Annotated in this window: 15 protein-coding genes; 9 read left to right on the top strand and 6 right to left on the bottom strand. The window is 35.0% G+C overall.

Features of this window, described 5'->3' with window-relative positions:
* The first annotated feature begins 72 nt into the window (after positions 1 to 72).
* Positions 73 to 1668, top strand: coding sequence for a bacillithiol biosynthesis cysteine-adding enzyme BshC (gene bshC, locus HN014_RS12475; protein WP_176029191.1), 1596 nt, complete (start codon positions 73 to 75; stop codon positions 1666 to 1668).
* Positions 1669 to 1716: 48 nt separating this feature from the next.
* Here bshC and HN014_RS12480 read toward each other — a convergent pair whose 3' ends face one another.
* From HN014_RS12480 to HN014_RS12490, 3 genes are all read right to left on the bottom strand, one after another.
* Positions 1717 to 2418 (bottom strand): hypothetical protein, encoded by a 702-nt coding sequence (locus HN014_RS12480; RefSeq protein WP_176029192.1) that lies wholly within the window; start codon positions 2416 to 2418, stop codon positions 1717 to 1719.
* 51 nt (positions 2419 to 2469) lie between these two features.
* The gene (locus HN014_RS12485) at positions 2470 to 2673 is read right to left on the bottom strand and encodes a hypothetical protein (RefSeq protein ID WP_176029193.1); all 204 of its coding nucleotides are present in this window, start codon (positions 2671 to 2673) and stop codon (positions 2470 to 2472) included.
* 189 nt (positions 2674 to 2862) lie between these two features.
* Positions 2863 to 3591, bottom strand: a complete 729-nt coding sequence (locus HN014_RS12490; protein WP_176029194.1) for a dienelactone hydrolase family protein — start codon at positions 3589 to 3591, stop codon at positions 2863 to 2865.
* A gap of 349 nt (positions 3592 to 3940) precedes the next feature.
* On the opposite strand from HN014_RS12490, the gene guaA reads away from it, so the two are divergent.
* The 4 genes from guaA to HN014_RS12510 all read left to right on the top strand — a co-directional run bounded on the left by guaA (position 3941) and on the right by HN014_RS12510 (position 8920).
* A complete protein-coding gene (guaA, locus tag HN014_RS12495) occupies positions 3941 to 5470 on the top strand; it encodes a glutamine-hydrolyzing GMP synthase (RefSeq protein ID WP_176029195.1) in 1530 nt (509 codons plus the stop codon).
* Positions 5471 to 5619: 149 nt separating this feature from the next.
* Complete coding sequence (locus HN014_RS12500; RefSeq protein ID WP_176029196.1) at positions 5620 to 7752, top strand: LysM peptidoglycan-binding domain-containing protein; 2133 nt, start codon at positions 5620 to 5622, stop codon at positions 7750 to 7752.
* Between the two features lie 388 nt (positions 7753 to 8140).
* The gene (locus HN014_RS12505; RefSeq protein WP_176029197.1) at positions 8141 to 8674 is read left to right on the top strand and encodes a DUF922 domain-containing protein; all 534 of its coding nucleotides are present in this window, start codon (positions 8141 to 8143) and stop codon (positions 8672 to 8674) included.
* A 21-nt stretch (positions 8675 to 8695) separates the two neighbouring features.
* On the top strand, positions 8696 to 8920 hold the full coding sequence (locus HN014_RS12510; protein WP_176029198.1) for a DUF3820 family protein: 225 nt from the start codon (positions 8696 to 8698) through the stop codon (positions 8918 to 8920).
* Positions 8921 to 9004: 84 nt separating this feature from the next.
* On the opposite strand, the gene lysA is transcribed toward HN014_RS12510, so the two are convergent.
* Positions 9005 to 10234, bottom strand: coding sequence for a diaminopimelate decarboxylase (gene lysA / locus HN014_RS12515; RefSeq protein ID WP_176029199.1), 1230 nt, complete (start codon positions 10232 to 10234; stop codon positions 9005 to 9007).
* Positions 10235 to 10522: 288 nt separating this feature from the next.
* Here lysA and sucC point away from each other — a divergent pair, with 288 nt between their 5' ends.
* Both sucC and HN014_RS12525 read left to right on the top strand, forming a co-directional pair.
* Complete coding sequence (sucC, locus tag HN014_RS12520) at positions 10523 to 11716, top strand: ADP-forming succinate--CoA ligase subunit beta (RefSeq protein WP_176029200.1); 1194 nt, start codon at positions 10523 to 10525, stop codon at positions 11714 to 11716.
* 160 nt (positions 11717 to 11876) lie between these two features.
* Positions 11877 to 12209 (top strand): hypothetical protein, encoded by a 333-nt coding sequence (locus HN014_RS12525; protein WP_176029201.1) that lies wholly within the window; start codon positions 11877 to 11879, stop codon positions 12207 to 12209.
* Between the two features lie 50 nt (positions 12210 to 12259).
* On the opposite strand, the gene HN014_RS12530 is transcribed toward HN014_RS12525, so the two are convergent.
* Positions 12260 to 13873 (bottom strand): class I SAM-dependent methyltransferase, encoded by a 1614-nt coding sequence (locus HN014_RS12530; protein WP_176029202.1) that lies wholly within the window; start codon positions 13871 to 13873, stop codon positions 12260 to 12262.
* An 81-nt stretch (positions 13874 to 13954) separates the two neighbouring features.
* On the bottom strand, positions 13955 to 14209 hold the full coding sequence (locus tag HN014_RS12535) for a DUF1456 family protein (RefSeq protein WP_176029203.1): 255 nt from the start codon (positions 14207 to 14209) through the stop codon (positions 13955 to 13957).
* A gap of 164 nt (positions 14210 to 14373) precedes the next feature.
* Between HN014_RS12535 and HN014_RS12540 the strand changes: the two genes are divergently transcribed.
* Positions 14374 to 14775: a TerB family tellurite resistance protein gene (locus tag HN014_RS12540; protein WP_176029204.1), complete on the top strand. Its 402-nt coding sequence runs from the start codon at positions 14374 to 14376 to the stop codon at positions 14773 to 14775.
* Between the two features lie 165 nt (positions 14776 to 14940).
* The gene (locus tag HN014_RS12545) at positions 14941 to 15384 is read left to right on the top strand and encodes an Hsp20/alpha crystallin family protein (protein ID WP_176029205.1); all 444 of its coding nucleotides are present in this window, start codon (positions 14941 to 14943) and stop codon (positions 15382 to 15384) included.
* The last annotated feature ends 46 nt before the right edge of the window (positions 15385 to 15430 follow it).

Below are 15430 nucleotides of genomic sequence, written 5' to 3' on the forward strand. Positions count from 1 at the left end.
TATTTTGTATTAACTAAATTTTAGGATTTGAAAATGTAATCTGCCGTATCTTTAGAACCCAAAAAAAAATTTATGCCTTGTACCAGTATTCCATTTAGAGATACCCATTACTTTTCTTCTTTTATTTGTGATTATTTAGATCAAAAACCCGAACTGAAAGCGTTTTATAATCGATTTCCGACGTTAGAAAACTTTGGGGGTCAGATCGAAGAGAAGCAATATCGTTTTTCTGATGCGCATAGGGATATTCTGGCTACTGCACTAGAAAAACAGTATCATGGAGTTGTGACTTCTGAGGCAACTTTGCAGCATATAAAACTGTTAAGAGAAGGTAATACTTTTACGGTAACCACGGGACATCAACTGAACTTGTTTACAGGACCTTTGTATTTTTTGTATAAGATCTTATCTACGATTAATCTGTGTGAAACCTTAAAAAAGCAGTATCCTTCTTATAATTTTGTTCCTGTGTATTGGATGGCTACCGAGGATCATGATTTTGATGAGATTAATTATTTTAGACTTTTCGGAAAAAAAATCCAATGGAATAAAGAAGCAGGAGGTGCTGTAGGGAATTTTACTACTGAAGGTTTGGATGAGGTGTTGACGATTTTTTCTGCTGAGATTGGAAAAGGAAAAAATGCAATGTACCTAAAAAAGCTTTTCGAAGCAGCCTATATAAAACACGATACATTATCAGCTGCAACAAGGTATCTGGCAAATGAACTTTTTTCTTCTTATGGTCTCGTTATTGTTGATGGGGATGACAAAGCGTTAAAATCGATGTTTGTCCCTTATGTAAAAAGAGAATTAGAAGAACAACTGTCTTATGAAACAGTTCTTCCTGTAGGGAGAAAATTAGTGGATCAAGGGTATAAAATGCAGGTAAATCCCAGGGAGATTAATCTGTTTTATTTGTCGGAAGGGGTGAGAGAAAGAATTGTAAAGGAAGATCATGTATATAGGGTATTCGGAACCTCTATTCGATGGAGTAAAGAAGATGTGCTTAAGCATGTAGAAGAGGCTCCCGAACGATTCAGTCCGAATGTAATCATGAGACCATTATATCAAGAGGTGATTTTGCCTAATTTATGTTATATAGGCGGAGGAGGGGAGTTGGCGTACTGGTTAGAATTAAAGCAGTATTTTGCCAAGGCAGATATTCCGTTCCCAATGTTGCTGCTTCGAAATTCAGTATTGGTTCAGACGACCAAACAAGCAGAGAAAATAAAAAAACTGTCGATGACTGATCAGGAACTTTTTCTGAAACAACATGAATTGATCAATAGGAAAGTTCGGCAGATATCGAATATAGATATAAACTTTGATGCGCAACGATTGATTTTGAAAGAACAGTTCAAGGAGATGTTAGAACTGGCAAAAGAAACAGATGTGTCTTTTGCTAATGCAGTAAGAGCACAAGAGACAAAACAATTAAAGGGATTGGATGTTTTGGAAAAACGATTGTTAAAAGCCCAGCGTAGAAAGTTGAGTGATCAGGTTGTACGTTTAACCAACTTGCAGAATGCGCTTTTCCCAGGATATGGACTTCAGGAAAGAACAGTTAATTTTTCTGAATTGTATCTGGAGTTTGGAGAAGAGTTAATAAAGGTGTTGAAAGAGACTCTTGATCCTTTGTTGGGAGAGTTCCTGGTAATAAAACAATAACTGCTGCCTTCTTAGAGCAGCAGTCAATATGTGATTTATTATAGAGCTTTATCCTTGTTTTTTAGGATAGATTAATTCTAATTTTTCTTTCCCCTGTTTAATGATTTCTTTTCCTTTGGCAATAGAAGCTTCCAGGGCTTTTAGTTTAGTAGCGACATTGTTTATCGTCGTTTCTTTTTCAGCAATAGCTTCTGGGGTTAAAGCTTCTTCTCCTGTAAGCTCTTTTGCTTTGGCTAATCTGTTTTTTGCGGCTGCAAGCTTTTCTTTTCCAGAAGTAAGCGTAGCATAGCTCTGTTTTAGTTGTTCTTTTTTTTGAGACAATATCGTCTTGACATCTGCGATATGTGCTAACCCTAGCGCTTTTCCCGACAGTCCTTCTTTGCTTTTTCTTGTGATTTCTTCTTTAGAAGCATTAACCTTATCTTTTATGGCTGCCGTTTTATTGGCAGCGTCGTTGATTTTTGTATCGGTTTGCTCTTTGATTTTGTTAATTTTTTCTGAAGCAGCATTCCCAGCTTCATTTATTTTGCTTTCAGCAGCATTTTTAACGTTTTCAGTTTTGGTAGTAAGCTCTTTTGTTTTCTCAGATATCTTCTCTTGGGTATCGGTGATTGCCTTTTTTTCTGCTTCCGTTGCTTTTTTAGTAATTTTCTGAGTGACTTCTATTGTTTTTTCCTGTGCTTGGATTGACAGACTGTTTAGTATAAAAAAACATCCCGAGAATAGGACTATTGATTTAGTGAACTTCATAATTAATGATATTTTTTAGATGTATTTTAATTGGTGTGGAATAAGAAAGCTTTAGATGCTGTCCAGGTCTTTTAAAACATTTTCAAGTTCTTCTGTTTTAGATAAGATGTCATTAGATACTTCATTTAGCTCTTTCTCTATAGCTTCTACCTTTTCGATAGCAGCTTTCGTTTCTTGTTCTTCTTTTTTCTTGTCAGCACAAGAGATTAATCCGATTAAAATAGCAATCAGGGATAATTTGATGAATAATTTCATTTGTTAATCAATTAGTTAGTGAGTAATAAAGTTACGCTTTTATATTGTATTGTAGAAGGAGAAGAGCGCAAAAAACGTACTGAAATGAGCAAAAGAAAAAAGGGTGTGGGGTACCCTTTTTTCTTTTGTGGTTTTTTGTGCAATAAGCAAAGATGTTATTGTGTCGAAACTTGCCTCTGATAGCATGTGTTACCAAATAGTGTTCTGTAACCATGGGATGCTTGAGTTTAAATCTTTGATATAATCAGCAGGTGTTATGTGTTTTTCTGTTTCAACTTCTGTAAAAAGAATGTTACATCCTTTGGATTTTGCATCGATAATATTTTTTCTCGCTTTTGAGATCGGAAAGAATTTGTCTTTAGTTCCCTGGATAACATGTATTGGAGTCGAAAGTTTGTTTTTGAATTTAAAATTAGAAGCCATTATAATTAAGGCAGAGAATGTTGTGTCGTTGTTCTTGGTTAAGTTAATAGCTTCCATAGCTCCTCTACTATATCCGATTAATACAATTTTTTGAGGGTCTACGGATAAGTTTTGAGTAGCAGTGGCGATAAAGTCTTTGATGATTTGTTCCAATTTAGCAGCAGAATGACTTTTCCAGGAGATAGAGGGGCTAAAAATGATTCCGTTAGCATTTTCTAAAGCAGGAGTAATTAAGCTGTTTTTAAAATCAGTAAACTTTTTATTTCCTACCCAACCTGGCAAAACGATAAATAAAGGGACTTTTTTGTCAGAAGAGGAAGCAGTGATGTTAAGATCATATTTTCCTTCATATTTCTTGTGGAAATCGGCGATTTTATAAGTAATCGCATCAGAATCATTTGCTTGGATTGTATAGCTTAAGCTTAATAAAATGATTAAAGCAATGAAGAATTTGTTATTGTTATTGAATCCGAAATTTGAAATTTGATAAAACATGATATTAATTTTTGAGGCGTTGTTTGATACAAATATATTATGGGTAACAGCTTTCCAAAGAGGAATCTCGTTTATTGGAAAACCACTGTCGGTGAATGGAATGTTTTTGTAGGTGAGTGTTTTTAACGATATGAAAACCTTAACATAAATAACTTTTTAGAACCTGAAACAAGTCTGTTATTTGTCTCTGAAAGCGTCAGATTCTTGTTTTTTTAAGAAAAGAGGGAAAAATAGCTGATTTTTACTACTGTAAGTTATGAGGAATTATGAAGCGCTGATAAGGTTAAATAAAGTGTAAAAAATATCGGTTTAAGATTTCAGAATTTTTAATTTAATTTTATTTTTGCCTATGCAAAACAACGTACTTATTTTAGATTTTGGATCGCAGTATACTCAGTTAATTGCGAGAAGAGTTAGAGAGTTAAATATTTATTGTGAAATCCACCCATATCACAAAATTCCGGAGAATGTTTCCGAATTTAAAGCAGTAATTTTATCCGGTTCTCCGTTTTCAGTTAGAAGTGAAGATGCACCACACCCTGATTTGTCAGAAATTAGAGGTAAAAAGCCATTATTAGCGGTTTGTTACGGAGCGCAATATCTAGCGCATTTTAGTGGAGGAAAAGTAGCGCCTTCTGCTACGAGAGAATACGGTAGAGCAAATCTTTCTTTTGTAAAAGAAGATGAGTTGTTTTTCGAAAAAATATCCATAGGTTCTCAGGTGTGGATGAGTCATAGTGATACAATTAAGGAGTTGCCAACCGGAGCCGTTAGACTGGCGAGTACAGCAGATGTAGAAAATGCAGCTTATAGAATAGATGGAGAAGAAACTTATGCAATTCAGTTTCATCCCGAGGTGTATCACTCTACAGATGGAAAGCAGTTGCTGGAGAATTTTCTGATAAAAATAGCTTCTGTAACACCAAATTGGACTCCGGATTCTTTTGTGGATACTACTGTTGCCGGTTTAAAGGAGAAATTAGGAGATGATAAAGTAGTATTAGGACTAAGTGGAGGAGTAGACTCTACAGTTGCTGCAATTTTGTTGCACAAGGCAATAGGGAGTAATTTACATTGTATATTTGTTAATAACGGTTTGCTTAGAAAAGACGAATTTTCTTCGGTATTAAAGCAATACGAAGGAATGGGGTTGAATGTAAAAGGAGTAGATGCTTCGGCACGTTTTTTGGATGCATTGGCAGGAGAAAGTGACCCGGAAGGAAAAAGGAAAATTATAGGACGTGTATTTATAGAGGTGTTTGATGATGAATCAAACCAGATAACAGACGCAAAATGGTTAGCACAAGGGACCATTTATCCAGATGTTATAGAATCTGTTTCTGTAAATGGACCATCAGTAACGATAAAATCACATCATAATGTAGGTGGATTACCTGACTTTATGAAATTAAAAGTTGTAGAGCCTTTGAGAATGCTGTTTAAAGATGAGGTGAGAAGAGTTGGAGCTTCTATGGGAATAGATAAAGAGTTGTTGGGAAGACATCCTTTTCCAGGACCGGGATTAGCGATACGTATCTTAGGAGATATTACCGCAGAGAAAGTTCGGATTTTACAGGAAGTAGATGCAATATTTATCAATGGTTTAAAAGAGCATGGATTGTACGACAAGGTATGGCAAGCAGGAGCGATTTTATTGCCGGTGAATAGTGTAGGAGTTATGGGAGATGAAAGAACCTATGAAAAATGTGTAGCACTTAGAGCGGTAGAAAGTACAGATGGAATGACTGCTGATTGGGTTAATCTGCCTTATGAGTTTCTGCAAAAAACATCAAATGATATAATAAATAAGGTCAAGGGCGTTAATAGAGTAGTCTATGATATTAGTTCAAAACCACCTGCGACGATTGAGTGGGAATAATATAATATTGAGTAAATTACCTCGATACAAATGTATGAGGCGTCATAAGAAATGAATTTTAATTCCGAGGGGAGTTTCGGAGTGTTTAGATCTCGATGATCGAGTAAAAAATCAAGATTAATATAAAAGTTTTTTAAATATACAGGGGAATGAATAAAGTGTTGATGTTCGTATTGTTGTTGTTTGTTACTAGTGTTGGATTGGCACAGCAATACAAAAGTCATAAGGTAGCCAAAGGAGAGAATGTGTACCGCATAGCAAAGCGATATAATGTAACTCCAGAGGTGATTTATAAGGTAAACCCGACGGCTAAAGATGGTATAAAAGAAGGTGAAATTCTGGCAATACCCGTAGCAAATGATAAGGAATATAAAACACATTTGGTAGAAGAAGGAGATACTGTTTACAGTATTTCTAAAAAATATGGGATTACCCCCGAAGAGATCTATAAACTAAATCCTGAAGCCAGAGATGGAATTAATATCGATCAAATCCTGAAAGTAGGGATTGTTTCTACAGAAAAAACAGAAATAGATACAGGAGATAAAACAACGGTATCTGTTCCTGTAACAGAAGAAACAGGACGTACACCTGTTAGTTTTAGAACGCATAAGGTCAAGAAAAAAGAAACATTGACAGGGATTGCAAAAGCATATTCGGTGACTATCGATGAGATAAAGAAACACAATAAGCGATTGTATTCAGAAGGGATTCGAAAAAAAGATAAACTTAGAATTCCTGTATATGAATCTGTAGCTGCTGGAACAGATGAAGGAGGAACCCCAGTAGGAACAGTTTCTCAGGTGACTACTTATGTTGTAAAGCCTAAGGATACTAAATTTGGAATAGCTAGAAAACACGGAATCACTATAGAGGAGCTAGAGCAGCTGAACCCGGAAATGGATCCGGATTTTCCTATAGGGATGGAAATTAAAGTTCCGACATCTGTTTTTGTAGAATATGGAGATGTATTAGAAGAAGGTTTTGAATTGTATAAGATTCAGCCAAAAGAGACAATGTTTAGTCTGGTGAGACGTCTGGATATTTCTTCTGATTCTTTGATGAAAATGAATCCGTATATAAAAGATGGATTAAAAGCTGGTATGGTGATAACCATTCCAAAACAAAATATAAAAGATTCCTTGTCTTTTGATTATGCCGAAGGAAAGACAATTAACTTAGAACGTAAGTTGTTTAACTTTAAACAAAAGAAAATAGGAGTAATGCTTCCTTTTAGTTTGGAAAGTATTGATATTAATACCCGAAGCAAGACAGAAGAATATCTGAAAAGAAAGCAAAGCCTGAGGGTGGCTCTGGATTTCTATAGTGGGATTCTGATAGCAGTGGATTCAGCTAAAACCAGAGGGATTTCTACAGAACTTAGTGTTTTTGATACAGAGAAAGATAATAATGTAAAGGGAATCAAAGAGATTATGGTAGAAGCGAATTTTGATGAGATGGATGCAGTTATAGGGCCATTGTATCAAAGCAATGTAGAACTCGTTACAGCGGAGTTAAAGAAATATGACGTGCCTGTTTTTTCGCCCGCTTCTAAGAAAGAGTCTAAGTTATATGGAAACTTTTTTCAAACCAGACCTAGTAAAGAATTGCTAGAAGATAAGTTGATATCGTATGTAGAAAAAGACTCTACAGATAAGAATATTATTATCATTGTGCAAAGAGGAACAAAGCATGAAGCGTTGAAAAATAAATTAATTGCTAAATTTCCTAATGCAAAGATTGCTAAAATTCAAAAAGGGAACTATCTTTATGAAGTTGATTTAGCGAGAATTCTGGATGCTAAAAAGCCAAATTGGGTGTTTTTAGAGTCTAATGATGTAGCGATGATTAGTAATGTGATTCCGTTATTGAATGCGAAGGCAGAAAGCCATAAAGTGACACTGTTTACTACAGAAAAGAACAAAGCTTTCGATAATGATAATATTAAGAATGAACAATTGTCAAAAATGCATTTGCATTACCCTTCTATTGATAAGGAATACGATGTAGAGGAGATGAAGCTTCCTTTTGTAGAGCGATACAAAAAGAAATATGGAGTGGCACCTAATAAGTTTGCGGTAAGAGGGTTTGATATTGCTTATGATATTTTGATGAGATTGGGAACAGCAGATGATTTATATCATGCAGCAACATTCGAAGGAACTACGGAATATGTGGAGAATAAGTTTAATTATGCAAAAAAACTCTTAGGAGGATATTATAACAAAGCATCTTATATCATCAAGTTTGATGATGATTTGAAACTTACAGTAGTTGAATAATTCAGTATAATGATTATGATTTTTTAGGGGCTTACCTAAAAAGAACGTATTTTAGATTGAATAAAAATACGTTTTCTTAAAATTTAATAATGATAAAATAGATTTTTTTTTTATTATTATTGTCGAAACAAATTCAAAGGAATGTTATCAATGTTTCATAGCATGGAATTGGTATGGAAGTTGATAGGAGTATTATGACAATAATTGTAGAGTAACGTTTTTTAAAACATTTAGATTATTGAAGAGCAGACTGATGTGCGGTCGTACTGCGAAATAAGGAAAAGAAGCATATCTAAAAAAAGTTGATCAATGCCTAGCCCCGTGTTGATTTGTTGTTTAGATAAATGAAGGGAAATTGTGATTTTAGCAGGGCATAATTGTTGTTATTATGAATAAATTCTTAGCTGTTATTTTATTTTTGGTTTTTCCAAATGATGGTTATGTCGAAAAATTCTCATATGCAGAAAAGAGTAAGTTAGATTGGAGTGACTTTAGGGGAGAGCCGGACTGGAACAGTGATTTTGATGCGGTGGTGATTACGGGGATAACGTATCAGTGGTCTTATGGAAAAGATGAAGGTGAGATAGCTTTGGATTATAAGGTAGATAGTTTCTGTTATCCTTCTCAATCTTGGGCAAAGATTGGGCAGCGAACAGACTACTTATTAAATCATGAACAATTACATTTTGATATATCAGAACTACACGCTAGAATTCTTCGCAAAAGATTAAAAGATTACAAGCCTGGAAAAAATATTCGTAGAGATCTTAATAAAATGTATAAACTCGTAGAGCGTATGCGTACCAATATGCAGGAGCAATACGATATTGAAACAGAGCATTCCAAAAATAAAGAAGCACAAAAGAGATGGGAAGAAAAGGTGAAGACGCTAATATGGTACTATAGAGCGTACGAAAAATAATTTTCTTCAGAACTACCCTGTATGACTTTAGAACCGCAAAAAGAATTCCTGCTTAAATTGGCAAAAGCAAAAATGCCTTTCGGGAAGTATAAAGATAGATATTTGATAGATCTTCCAGAGTATTACATTGTTTGGTATAGAAATAAAGGATTGCCCAAAGGGACTCTGGGGAAACAATTAGAGACTGTGTATGAATTGAAGTTAAATGGGCTAGAGCATTTAGTGCGTAACCTTATGAAGATGTGATCTCTTAGAAAAAAGATAATAGAATAAAAAAAACCTGATATAGATTATCAGGTTTTTTTGTTAGTTCGTTAAGAAAAACAACTGTTATGCTTTTTCTGTTTCTTTAGAAAAAATATCTGTAGTAACTTGGTTGTGTAGTAAGTCTTCAAAAGTTTCTCTTTTTCGTATTAAATGTGCTTTTTTATTATGCCATAGTACTTCTGCTGGTCTGTATCTGGAATTGTAGTTGCTGGCCATAGAGAAGCAGTAGGCACCGGCATTTTTAAAAGCAATAATATCTCCTTCTGTAATCTCATTAATTCTTCTGTTGGTAGCAAAGGTGTCTGTCTCGCAGATGTATCCTACCACAGAATAAAAACGTTCTTTTCCAGTAGGATTGGAAACGTTTATTATTTCGTGATGAGCGTTGTAAAACATAGGTCTTATCAGGTGATTGAATCCGCTGTCAATTCCTGCAAAAACAGTAGAGGTAGTTTGCTTAACTACATTGACTTTGGCTAGGAAATACCCTGATTCGCTCACTAAGAATTTACCAGGTTCGAATCCAAGAGTTAATTGTTTTCCGTATTCTTTGCAGAAATCATTAAAACGCTTTGATAGCTTCTCACCGAATATTTCGATATTAGTTTCGATATCCCCTTCTTTATAAGGAACCTTGAAACCGCTACCAAAATCTATAAAATCTAAATCTTTGAAATGCTTGGCCGTGTCAAATAAAATTTCACTGGCATATAAAAATACATCTACATCCAGAATGTCACTACCCGTGTGCATATGAACTCCGTTGATTTTCATTCCTGTGTTTTCTACAATTCGGAGTATGTGAGGAATCTGGTGAATTGAAATGCCAAATTTGCTATCGATATGTCCTACAGAAATTTTACTGTTTCCTCCAGCCATTACGTGAGGATTGATTCGGATGCAAACAGGTATGTTAGGGTGTTTTGTTCCGAATTGCTCAAGGATAGAAAGATTATCTATGTTAATCTGAACTCCCATAGCAGCAACTTCTTCAATCTCTTCGAGAGAAACCCCATTAGGCGTAAATACAATGTCTTTGGGAGCAACACCAGCCAATAACCCTAACCTTACTTCTTGAATGGAAACCGTATCAAGTCCGGCACCAAGAGATTTCATAAGCTTAAGGATGGAAAGGTTAGAAAGTGCTTTTACAGCATAATTCAGTTTTACCTGTTTGACCTTTTTAAAAGCATTGAAAAGACGATTGTACTGTGATGTGATCTTTGAGGAGTCATAAACGTAAACAGGACTCCCATGTTCTTTTGCGATTGCTAATAAATCTGTGTTCTCCATTTTACTTAATAATTTAAGGTTGCAAAATTATCAATTCTAGTTTAGAAAATAACGATAGAAATAGAAAATAATATATAAAATATAGAAGAAGGCTTTAAGAAAGGAAGGAGTTCTTTGTCTGTTTTTTGAGCTATCGTAATTGTGGTTACGGAATAAAAACAGCAGGAAGGTTTTAGGATATTGAAGCTTGTATATGAAGAACCCGCTTTTTTAATCGAAAAGATTGGGACAGTAATTTCACTTTTCCTATTTTTGAAACTCCTATTTTAAAAGGTTAAAAATAATATTATGAACTTACACGAATATCAGGGTAAAGAGATATTAAGCAGCTTTGGCGTACGTATTCAGCGCGGAATTGTTGCCCACAATGCGAATGAGGCAGTAGCCGCTGCGAAACAACTAACAGCTGAGACTGGTACAGGATGGCATGTTATAAAAGCACAGGTGCACGCTGGTGGACGAGGAAAAGGAGGCGGTGTAAAACTGGCTAAGAATCTTCAGGAAGTAGAAGAAATCGCAGGACAGATTATAGGAATGAACTTAGTAACTCCTCAAACTTCTGCAGAAGGTAAAAAAGTACATCAGGTATTAATCGCTGAAGATGTATATTATCCAGGAGATAGTGAGCCAGAAGAATACTATATGTCGGTATTGCTTAATCGTGCTACAGGACGTAACATGATTATGTATTCTACAGAAGGAGGAATGGATATCGAAACAGTAGCAGAAGAAACACCGCATCTGATTTTTACAGAAGAGATTGATCCTGCGGTAGGATTGCTTCCATTTCAGGCAAGACGTGTAGCTTTTAACTTAGGATTAAGCGGAGCAGCCTTTAAAGAAATGACGAAATTCGTATTTGCACTATATACAGCATATGTAAAATCAGATTCTTCTTTATTTGAGATTAATCCGGTATTAAAAACCAGTGATGATAAAATCATGGCGGTTGATGCTAAGGTGACATTAGATGATAATGCATTGTATCGTCATAAAGATTATGCAGAAATGCGTGACATCAGAGAAGAAAACCCTGTAGAGGTAGAGGCAAAGTCTGTAGGATTGAATTATGTGGACCTTGATGGAAATGTTGGGTGTATGGTAAATGGAGCAGGATTGGCAATGGCAACTATGGACCTGATCAAGCAAGCAGGAGGAGAGCCGGCGAACTTCCTTGATGTAGGAGGAACTGCTGATGCAAAACGAGTAGAGGAAGCGTTTAGATTAATTCTTAAAGATGAGAACGTAAAAGCAATCCTAATCAATATTTTTGGAGGAATCGTTCGTTGTGACAGAGTAGCACAGGGAGTGGTTGATGCATACAAGAATATGGGAGATGATATAAACGTACCAATTATTGTGCGACTACAAGGAACAAATGCTGATATAGCAAAAGAACTTATTGATAATAGCGGATTGGATGTGCAAAGTGCTGTACAATTCCAGGAAGCAGCAGATAAAGTACAAGCTGTATTAGCGTAAGTATTCAATAGGTACTTAAATACGATAAAAAATGCCTTTCAGGTTTTTCTGAAAGGCATTTTTTGTTTGTTAATGCAGTGTTAAATATGAAATTAAGTGTAACAAAACGCTTTTTAGTGTCGTCTTATAAGCATCAATTAAATAATAAAAACGAATAATTATGAAAAACTTAAAAGTAGTATTAGTAGCCTTTGCGTTAGTAGTTAGTGGAGTGATGAGTGCATCAACTGTACCAGGAAAAGATAAGAGAAGTGTTAGTGCGGAAATAGGAGAACTATTAAAGAGCCCATCTTTTAAAATTAAGCAAGATATTAAGGCAGAAGTAACCTTTACATTAAATAAAGATAAAGAGATTGTGGTTCTTTCTGTTGACACAAAAGATGAAAAGATAGTTGATTTTATAAAAGCACGATTGAACTATAAAAAAGTAAGTGGAGTACTTCCTTTAGGATATGATGAATATATAGTACCTGTTCGTCTTAAGAAAGAATAGGTGTTCGAACAATAATCTATAAAAGTCCGGTCTAATCAGCCGGACTTTTTTTATGCTCCTAGAATATAGTGGATGCTTACTGTGGCAATTTCTGAATCAGGAAATCTGTGGAAGTGTTTTTCGTCACTTCGTAGCCCTATTTCATTAATTACTTTTAGGAAAGAATCGATTTCCAGAATATATTGATCAGAAAATCCATGTGTTGCATCATAAGCAGTTGCAACTGTTTTTCCGATATTTTTTGAAGCTATCTCAGGAGGAATCGTGTGTAATTCGATAACAATTAAACCATATTGAGCAATGTAGGGGCGCCATTTATTAAAATGTTCCTTTAAGTTTTTTTCTACTTCGTTGTTAGGGAGTAAGGCTCCTCTATAAGCAAATGCGCCGGTAGAACTGCTAGGGGTGTTTAATTTAGTAGTGGGCATTGGAGGATTCCAGATTCTGTTGTGATCTAAAAAAGTTCTTACAGAAAGAAGGTCTTTTAAAGAAATGTTGTATTCTTCTTTCAGATCTTTTGCTAATGCTTTAGGATCACTAATATCTCCCCAGATGACTTTGGTCCAAATATCTGCTTGTATAAGATTGGCTCTGGTCACTTTTAATGCAGTTTTGTTGTAGTCGGCACCGACCAAGAATAAAGGATAATCATCCAGCATTTTTCCTCGTAGTGTTTTGGATTCGATAACTTCAAACAGATGAATTAAAAAGGCTCCGTTTCCGCATCCCATGTCCAGAATTCCTTTGGGTTGTTCTTCTATAGGTTTGTTAAATAAGCTGATGATGATTTCATCTATTTTTTTGAAATAAGCAGCATGCGCTCCTCCACTGCCCCAAACATTCATTTCTCTGTCTACATGAGACTCCTCTGTCTGCGAGGCAGTATTCCAGAGTATGGAAGGGTTACCAAATAGTAACTCTTCAGTTTGACGGAACATAGGAATGTAAGAAACGGTTACTCCGTAGGCTGTAGCTCTTTTGGCAAAGAATAGACCTTTAGGGGTAAAGGTGTATTTTCTGTTTTGACGTTTGAACCATCCTAACTGGCTTAAAAAAGATAATATAACATCAAAATGCTCAGGAGCACTGTGGTATTCATCTGCACTGAAAGATGCTTCCATAAAATATTTGTGAAACATACCTCCCATACCGAGATGAACAGTAGTAGGACCAATTAGAATCCCTTCTATGTGTTTTATAATTTGATGTTGTATACTGAGAGTTTGTTTATCGGTAGTGTCAGTAATGTCGAATTTTTGTTCATATTGCTCGAAAAGTGCTTTTAATTTTAAAAAAGGTTTTTCTTCGAATTTTCTTCGGTGAAACTTTCCGGAATATTCTAATAAGGAAACTACATCTTTATATAGGTAGAAATGAGAAAAAGCAATCTCAGAATGCTCGTTTAGGGCAATGAAGATATCATTTTCCTTAATTGAATAAGTAAGCCACCCTTGGGAGCTAATCACACGAAGTGCTACATTGAGATAGCCTTTGTTGGCTTTGAAAGCGATAGAAAGATCGCTGATAGATGTTTTTTTGTATTGTAAGAGATGTGTGGTAATGCCGTTTTTAAAAAGTGCATAGGCAATAGGAGCAACAGCAATTCCATCTAAGTGCCGGAATAATTCTTCTCTGAATATTTCTTTTTCTTGTTTAGTAAGCATGGGTACCTTAGTTGAGTGAGTGGGTTGTATACTAAAATGTCTTTCTCTTCTAAGGTAAGAATTATTTTGTTTTTTTAATGGCTATTTATGATCCTTTTTAGGAGGTTTTGGAGGCATAGGTCCTCTAAGGTGAATCACTAGTCCGTTTAGAAAATTACGAAGAATCTGATCCCCACATTCTTTGTATTTTGGGTGTTTCTCGTTTCTGAAAAAAGCCCCTAGTTCACTTTTGGTTACCTTGAAATCTACCAGTGCTAATATCTTTACAATATCATCATCTCTAAGTTTATGCGCTACTCGTAGTTTTTTGAATATGTCATTATTTGTTAATCCCATGTCGCAAAGGTACTTTTTTTAGCTTATAATTACAGAGAATATTTATAGCTTTTGAACAGGTGAGTATAGAAGAAGTGTAAAAATGATGTTAATGCAAAAGTTGTATTTGGTAGGCATACTTGGTTTTTGTTATTTTCAGTCCGATTTTAATATAAGAAAGAAATATGTATACTAAAGGGGAAAAATTAAGTTTGCTTTCAGAAATGATTGCTTTGGCTAAATCTGATAAAGAGCTAAAAGAAAACGAATATGGGTTTATTTTAGCTGTTGCTTCTCAATTGGGGGTGTCGGAGAATGAAGTAGCGGATTTGATGAAGAAAAAAGTAGAGAAAAAGATATTGCAGCCAGAGGCGCAGCGTATTTTGCAATTTCATAGATTGGTGTTACTAATGAATGTTGATCAGGAAAGTGCTCTGGTAGAGATAGAGAAAATTAGAGAAATCGGACTTTCAATGGGGTTGAGACGAGAGGCAATCGATACAGTATTAAAAGAAATGCATTCTTATAAGGATAAGGTAATTCCGCCTAATGAATTGATTGAGATATTTAAACGTTTTTATAATTGATTTTTATTAGAAGAAGTTGTTTTGTCGGGTGCTTTTTAATAAAAAAATGACTTTTTGGCATGTGTTCTTGATGTTTTTATGACATTTTGTCTTTGTTTTGATGATGGACTTATAGTTGCTATATAGTAATCGTAACAATGATTAATAACAATAAAAAATACTATAATGAGATTCGTAAAAAACACAGAAAGACTACCATTACAATTAGACGATTTTTTTAATACAGATTGGTTTGGAGGTGCTACTGCTACCAAGAGGGTTGGAGTAGATATTCCAGCTGTAAATATCAAAGAAACAGATGCTTCTTTTGATTTGGAACTGGCGATTCCGGGCTTTTCCAAGGAGAATTTTAACCTGGAATTAGATAAAGATGTATTGACTATTTCGGCAGCTGTATCGGATGAAGAAAACGTATCGGAAGCTACAGAAAAAGGAACTTATTCCCGAAGAGAGTTTAGGTATGGGGCTTTTAAGAGATCATTTACCTTGCCGGATAGTATAGACAGAGTAGCTATAGAAGCCTCTTATGAAAATGGAATTCTAGGGGTGAGCCTTCCTAAAAAGGAAGAAGCCAAAGAAGCACCAAAAAGACTTATATCGATTTCATAAGAAGAAATATATGTATCTACTATATCTGTTGTAATTAAATAGATAT

It is taken from the genome of Aquimarina sp. TRL1, assembly GCF_013365535.1.
GTDB lineage: Bacteria > Bacteroidota > Bacteroidia > Flavobacteriales > Flavobacteriaceae > Aquimarina > Aquimarina hainanensis.

Bases quoted from the DNA above. Each gene is read 5' to 3' on its own strand.
- bshC (WP_176029191.1), top strand. From the start codon at position 73: ATGCCTTGTACCAGTATTCCATTTAGAGATACCCATTACTTTTCTTCT.
- HN014_RS12480 (WP_176029192.1), bottom strand. From the start codon at position 2,418: ATGAAGTTCACTAAATCAATAGTCCTATTCTCGGGATGTTTTTTTATA.
- HN014_RS12485 (WP_176029193.1), bottom strand. From the start codon at position 2,673: ATGAAATTATTCATCAAATTATCCCTGATTGCTATTTTAATCGGATTA.
- HN014_RS12490 (WP_176029194.1), bottom strand. From the start codon at position 3,591: ATGTTTTATCAAATTTCAAATTTCGGATTCAATAACAATAACAAATTC.
- guaA (WP_176029195.1), top strand. From the start codon at position 3,941: ATGCAAAACAACGTACTTATTTTAGATTTTGGATCGCAGTATACTCAG.
- HN014_RS12500 (WP_176029196.1), top strand. From the start codon at position 5,620: ATGAATAAAGTGTTGATGTTCGTATTGTTGTTGTTTGTTACTAGTGTT.
- HN014_RS12505 (WP_176029197.1), top strand. From the start codon at position 8,141: ATGAATAAATTCTTAGCTGTTATTTTATTTTTGGTTTTTCCAAATGAT.
- HN014_RS12510 (WP_176029198.1), top strand. From the start codon at position 8,696: ATGACTTTAGAACCGCAAAAAGAATTCCTGCTTAAATTGGCAAAAGCA.
- lysA (WP_176029199.1), bottom strand. From the start codon at position 10,234: ATGGAGAACACAGATTTATTAGCAATCGCAAAAGAACATGGGAGTCCT.
- sucC (WP_176029200.1), top strand. From the start codon at position 10,523: ATGAACTTACACGAATATCAGGGTAAAGAGATATTAAGCAGCTTTGGC.
- HN014_RS12525 (WP_176029201.1), top strand. From the start codon at position 11,877: ATGAAAAACTTAAAAGTAGTATTAGTAGCCTTTGCGTTAGTAGTTAGT.
- HN014_RS12530 (WP_176029202.1), bottom strand. From the start codon at position 13,873: ATGCTTACTAAACAAGAAAAAGAAATATTCAGAGAAGAATTATTCCGG.
- HN014_RS12535 (WP_176029203.1), bottom strand. From the start codon at position 14,209: ATGGGATTAACAAATAATGACATATTCAAAAAACTACGAGTAGCGCAT.
- HN014_RS12540 (WP_176029204.1), top strand. From the start codon at position 14,374: ATGTATACTAAAGGGGAAAAATTAAGTTTGCTTTCAGAAATGATTGCT.
- HN014_RS12545 (WP_176029205.1), top strand. From the start codon at position 14,941: ATGAGATTCGTAAAAAACACAGAAAGACTACCATTACAATTAGACGAT.